This window comes from Aeromicrobium sp. REDSEA-S32_B7 (assembly GCF_001626145.1).
Taxonomy (GTDB): domain Bacteria; phylum Actinomycetota; class Actinomycetes; order Propionibacteriales; family Nocardioidaceae; genus Aeromicrobium; species Aeromicrobium erythreum.
On record NZ_LUNF01000198.1, the window covers coordinates 1 to 5,770 of the forward strand.

Below are 5,770 nucleotides of genomic sequence, written 5' to 3' on the forward strand. Positions count from 1 at the left end.
CAGTGGGAGCCGGAGTCGGACAAGCTCGGCATCGGCTCGGTGCTCATCGGTACGTTCACCGTCGCGTCCGTCGCCCTCGTGGTGGCGTTCCCGCTGTCGTTGCTCGCGGCGCTCTACATCGCCGAGTACGCGCCCCCGGGCCTGCGCGCACCGCTCACCTCGCTGGTCGACCTCATGGCGGCGGTGCCCAGCCTCGTGTACGGGCTGTGGGGGTTCTTCCTGCTGAAGCCCTACGTCGCCGACGTCGCCCACTGGCTGCACCAGCACCTCGGCTTCATCCCGATCTTCCGGGTCGACACCGACCCCGACGCCGCGGTCTGGGACCGCTCGGCCTACACCGCCTCGGCGTTCCTCGCGGGTCTCGCCGTCGCGATGATGGTGATCCCGATGGCGACCGCCGTGATGCGCCAGGTGTTCTCGCAGACGCCGCCCGGCGAGCGGGAGGCCGCCTTCGCCCTCGGCGCGACCCACTGGGGCGTCGTGCGCACCGTGGTGCTGCCGTTCGGCCGCGGCGGCATCATCGGCGGCACGATGCTCGGTCTCGGCCGCGCGCTCGGCGAGACGATCGCGGTCCTGCTGATCATCTCGCCGTCGTTCGACCTGAAGGTCCGGCCGCTGGAGATCGGCACCAACACCATCTCCGCGCTCATCGCGGGCCGCTTCGGCGAGGCCGCCGACACCCAGCTGGCCGCGTTGCTCGCCGCGGGCTTCGTGCTGTTCGTCATCACCCTCATCATCAACTCGCTCGCCGCGATGGTCGTCGCGCGCAGCCGGTCCGGAGCAGGAGCCGACGCATGAGCGCGCCCACCCTCGACCCCGACCTCACCCGCACGACGGACCTCCCGGCCGTCACGGTCCCGCCCGTGACCACGCAGGCGGTCGCGCCCCCCGTGCCCGCCGCGCCGGCCGGCCGGGGCACGACGGCCGACCGCCTGCTGCCCTGGGACGGTGCGGTCGCGTTCACGCTGACGACCTTCGTGCTGGGCCTGGTGATCGTCGGGCTGCTCACGGCCGTGGTCGGGACGGGGCCGGAGGTCGTTGACCGCGTCATGAGCGCCGTGGTGCACGCCGCGGTGGTCCTGCTGGGCCTGGCGCTGCTGAGCACCGTGCTGTTCATCTTCCTGCGCGGCCGCGAGGCGCTGTTCCACGTCAACTTCTTCACCCACGACATGGAGGGCGTCGGTCCGCGCGACCCGTTCACGCGGGGCGGCATCCTGCACGCGATCGTCGGCTCGCTGATCCAGGTCGGCATCGCCGTGGCCATCACCATCCCGCTCGGCATCGGCACCGCGATCTACATGACCGAGGTCGGCGGCCGGCTCGCGCGGATCGTGCGCACCGTCGTCGAGGCCATGACGGCCCTGCCGTCGATCGTCGCCGGGCTGTTCATCTACACCGTCGCGATCGTGACGCTCGGGCTGCCGAGCTCGGGCCTGGCCGCCGCCTTCGCCCTGGCCGTCATGATGCTGCCGATCATCGCCCGCGCCTCCGACGTCGTGCTGCGGGTCGTGCCCGGCAGCCTGCGCGAGGCGAGCCTGGCGCTCGGCGCCTCGCGCTGGCGCACGGTCTGGCACGTCGTGCTGCCGACGGCGCGGCCCGGACTGGCGACCGCCGTCATCCTCGGCGTCGCGCGCGGCATCGGCGAGACGTCGCCGGTCCTGCTCACCTCGGGCTCGGCCACGTTCCTCGTGACCAACCCGACCGGTGGCGTCATGAACTCGCTGCCGCTCTACATCTACTCGACGGTCCGCTCCGGCGAGCCGCTAGAGATCGCCCGCGCCTTCGCAGCCGCCTCCGTGCTGCTGGGCCTCGTGCTCACGTTGTTCGTGGTCGCTCGCCTCCTGGCGCGACCGAGGAAGGGAACCCGGTGAACCAGAGTCTTCTCGCCCGCCCCGCTCGCGCGGGCGTCGGCGTCGTGCTGCTCGCGATCGCGGTGCTGATCGCGTCGTCGCGCCCCGCGGAGGCTGCCTACGCCCAGATCGAGGGGTCGGGCTCCACCTGGTCCCAGGTGATCGTCAACCAGTGGATCACCGACGTGTCGGCGAACGGCATCAAGGTGACCTACACCGGACGCGGCTCGTCGGCCGGACGCAAGGCGTTCGCGGCCGGCACCACCGACTTCGGCATCACCGAGGTGCCCTACCAGGGCAGCGGTGCGCAGGGCGGCGACGACCCGCCGCCGAAGAACCGGCCCTTCTCCTACGTGCCGATCGTCGCGGGCGGCACGGCCTTCACCTACCAGGTGCGGGTCGGCGGGAAGATGGTCCGCAACCTGCGCCTGTCGGGCGACACCATCGCGAAGATCTTCACGAACAAGATCACCAACTGGAACGACCCTGCGATCGCGAAGGACAACAACGGCACCAAGCTGCCGTCGCTGAAGATCCGACCGGTCGTCCGTTCCGACGGCTCGGGCACCACCGCCCAGTTCACGGCCTGGCTCGACTCGCAGCACGCGAGCGACTGGCGCCCGTTCTTCGGCCGCGCGGGCCTCACGTCCTACTTCCCGCGCAAGGGCAACGCGACCGGCGCGAACGGCTCGGACCAGGTGATGAACACCATCGCCGACGCGGCCGGCAACGGGACGATCGGCTACGTCGAGTACTCCTACCCGGTCAACAAGAACTTCCCGGTCGTGAAGGTGCTGAACCGGTCGGGCTACTACGTCGAGCCGACGCAGTACAACGTCGCCGTCGCCCTGACGAAGGCGCGGATCCGCAAGGACCTGACGCAGGACCTGCTCGGCGTCTACACGGCGCAGGACAAGCGGGCCTACCCCCTCTCGTCCTACAGCTACCTGCTGCTGCCGACCGGCGCGAAGGACCAGCGCATGACCACGTCCAAGCGCCAGTCGCTGGCGGACTTCATGTTCTACTCGCTCTGCGAGGGGCAGACGAAGGCCGGCAAGTACGGGTACTCCCCGCTGCCGCTCAACCTCGTGCAGGCCGGCTTCACGGAGCTGTCCAAGCTGAGGAAGGCCGACCCGAAGGTGAACCTCAACGACCGTTCGGTCACGAAGTGCAACAACCCCACGTTCGTGCCGGGCAACCTGTCGGCCAACAAGCTGGCCCAGATCGCGCCCATGCCGGCGAGCTGCGACCAGCAGGGCCAGGGGCCGTGCACCACGGGCACGGGCACCGCGCCCACGTCGGTGGAGCAGGCGAAGAAGGGCGGCGGTGCCGGCGGCGGGTCGGGCGGCACCGGCGGTGCTGCGGGCGGTGACGGTTCGGCCGGGGGAGGGTCCGACGCGCCCGGCGCGGGCGCCGCGATCGACCCCGAGACCGGTCTCCCGGTCGGCTCCGCCTCCTCGGGCGGCGGCGCGGCGACGGTGGCGGTGCAGACCGAGCTGACCGCAGGCCGGGCCGGTGACGACGGGATCTTCGGCACCCTCGCGGCGGTCGAGCTCCTGGCCATCATCCTGGCGCCGGGCGTCGTCGCCGTGGCGCTGCGGCGTCGCACGCGCAGCACGACGGGGGCACGCTCGTGAGGTGGCGCAAGGTCCTCGCGACCGTCGCGGTGGCCGCCGTCGGCACCGGACTCCTCACCTCGGCCGGCGTGCAGGCGCAGGGCGACGACGTCGGCGCGTTCCGCCAGACGAAGACCGTCGAGCGCACCTTCACCGAGAACGGCGACGAGGTCCGCGTGGACCGCCGCGACGTGACGGTCCAGGTCGACCACACCCGCAACCTGCGCGGACGCGAGCGCGTCCACGTGACGTGGGACGGCGCCCGCCCGAGCGGCGGTCGCTCGACGAGCCCGTTCGGCGAGAACGGCATGGACCAGGAGTACCCGGTGGTCGTGCTCCAGTGCCGCGGCCGCGACGATGCCGGCCTGCCGGCGGCGCAGCGCGTCCGCCCCGAGACCTGCTGGACCTCGACCGTCCAGCAGCGCTCGCAGCTGCAGGTGCCGGACGCCGCAGCCATCTGGCGCTCGGACCGCTACGCCGACGACACGGCGCGCAGCGCCCTGTCCGGGGTGCGGACGCTCCCGGCGAGCTGCGGCGGAGCCGCGCCGGGCACGTCGACGCACGTGACGCCGTTCGTGTCCGCGAAGGGCCAGACGTTCGCCTCCTGCTCCAGCGACACCCTGCCTCCCGAGGCGGCCGTCGACGCGTCGTTCCCGCCCGCCGAGCAGGCCGCGTTCACGACCGTGGACGGCAAGGGCGACATCCAGTTCGAGGTGCGCTCGAGCATCGAGAACGAGTCGCTCGGCTGCAACGACACGACCGCGTGCAGCATCGTCGTCATCCCCGTCATGGGCATCAGCTGCCTGCAGTCGGACTCGCGCCAGCTCAACGCGGCCTGCCGCAAGCAGGGCCGCTTCGAGCCCGGCTCGAGCAACTTCGACGGCCAGGGCGTCGACGAGAGCGTGTCGCCGCGCTACTGGTGGACCGAGTCGAACTGGCGCAACCGGATCAGCGTGCCGATCACCTTCGGCCCCGCGCCGAACGTCTGCTCCGTGCTCGACGACCGACCGCCGGTCGGCTTCTACGGCTCGGAGCTGATGTCGCAGGCCACCGTGCAGTGGGCGCCTGCCTACTGCCTGCGCAAGGACCGCTTCCGCTTCCAGCACAACGTCCTGCCCGACCTCGCCTCGTTCCAGCTGATGCAGCAGGACGAGATCCCGGGAGCCTTCGTCTCGAGCCGCAAGACCGTCGAGGGCGAGGCGCCGACCGCCTACGCCCCGACGGCCGTCACCGGGTTCGCGATCTCCTACGTCATCGACGAGCCGAAGAACGCCGGCGAGCGTCGCACGCTGAACCTCAACGCCCGGCTCCTCGCGAAGCTGCTCACGCAGAGCTATCCCGGCTCCAGCCTCGGCCGCCAGCACCCCGGGCTGGAGGACAACCCGGGCTCGCTGAACGCCGACCCCGAGTTCCAGGCCCTGAACCCCGGTCTGTCGACGGGGGAGCAGGAGGCCGCGGCCGTCCTGGTGTCGCTCTCGGAGTCCTCCGACGTGATCAAGGCGATCTCGACCTACATCGACGACGACCCGGAGGCGCGCGCCTTCGTGGAGGGCCGGCCCGACCCGTGGGGCATGCGCATCAACCCCGCCTACAAGGGCATGCAGCTCCCGGTCGACGAGTGGCCCTTGCTCGACACGTTCACCCCCGCCGTCCAGCAGGAGTGCCTCAAGCAGAACAACGACACGCCCTACCTGACGCGCCTGGCCGCGCCGGTGACCTCCTTCGTGAAGATCGCCGACGCGCTGCTGGATGCCTGGCCGTACTCGCAGACGAAGTGCAGCGGCCTCGGCACCGACCAGTTCCCCTACGTGCTCGGCCGGGCCGACCGTCAGGGCGTCGGCGCACGGTTCCTCGTCGGCGTGACGACCCTCGGCGACGCCGAGCGGTACGGCCTGCACACCGCCGCGCTGCAGACGTCGGCCGTGTCCCCACGTGCTCCGTTCACCGTCCGTGGACGGCAGTTCGTGGCGCCGACCGACGCGACGCTCGCGAAGGCGATCTCGACGGCCCGGCCGACCGGACGCACGCAGCCGTTCGCGCTCGAGGACGGGGCCGTGCGCCAGGCGAACGGCTACCCGGGCACGCTCGTCGTCTACACCGCGGCGAAGACCTCGGGCCTGGACCGCAGCACGGCGCGCACCGTCGCGTCGTTCATCCGGACCGCCACCACGGAGGGCCAGCGTCGCGGGTCGGGCAACGGCTTCCTGCCCGACGGCTACCTGCCGATCACCCGGACGGGCACCACCGCCGCCCTCTTCGCGTCGGCCCAGCAGGCGGCCCAGGACGTGGAGGCGCAGACCGGCA

The 5,770-nt window shown here is 71.8% G+C and carries 4 protein-coding genes; all 4 read left to right on the forward strand.

Annotated elements, in window-relative coordinates:
- A partial coding sequence (gene pstC / locus A6Q79_RS13410; RefSeq protein ID WP_317698606.1) for a phosphate ABC transporter permease subunit PstC occupies nt 1-798 on the forward strand: 798 nt, incomplete at its 5' end.
- Nucleotides 795-1,871, forward strand: coding sequence for a phosphate ABC transporter permease PstA (gene pstA / locus A6Q79_RS13415; protein WP_317698607.1), 1,077 nt, complete (start codon nt 795-797; stop codon nt 1,869-1,871). The genes pstC and pstA, both read left to right, overlap by 4 nt.
- A complete protein-coding gene (locus tag A6Q79_RS13420; RefSeq protein WP_286690791.1) occupies nt 1,868-3,487 on the forward strand; it encodes a substrate-binding domain-containing protein in 1,620 nt (539 codons plus the stop codon). Before pstA ends, A6Q79_RS13420 begins: the two co-directional genes overlap by 4 nt.
- Nucleotides 3,484-5,770 (forward strand): hypothetical protein (locus A6Q79_RS13425; RefSeq protein WP_317698608.1); only part of this gene is annotated, 2,287 nt, incomplete at its 3' end. The genes A6Q79_RS13420 and A6Q79_RS13425, both read left to right, overlap by 4 nt.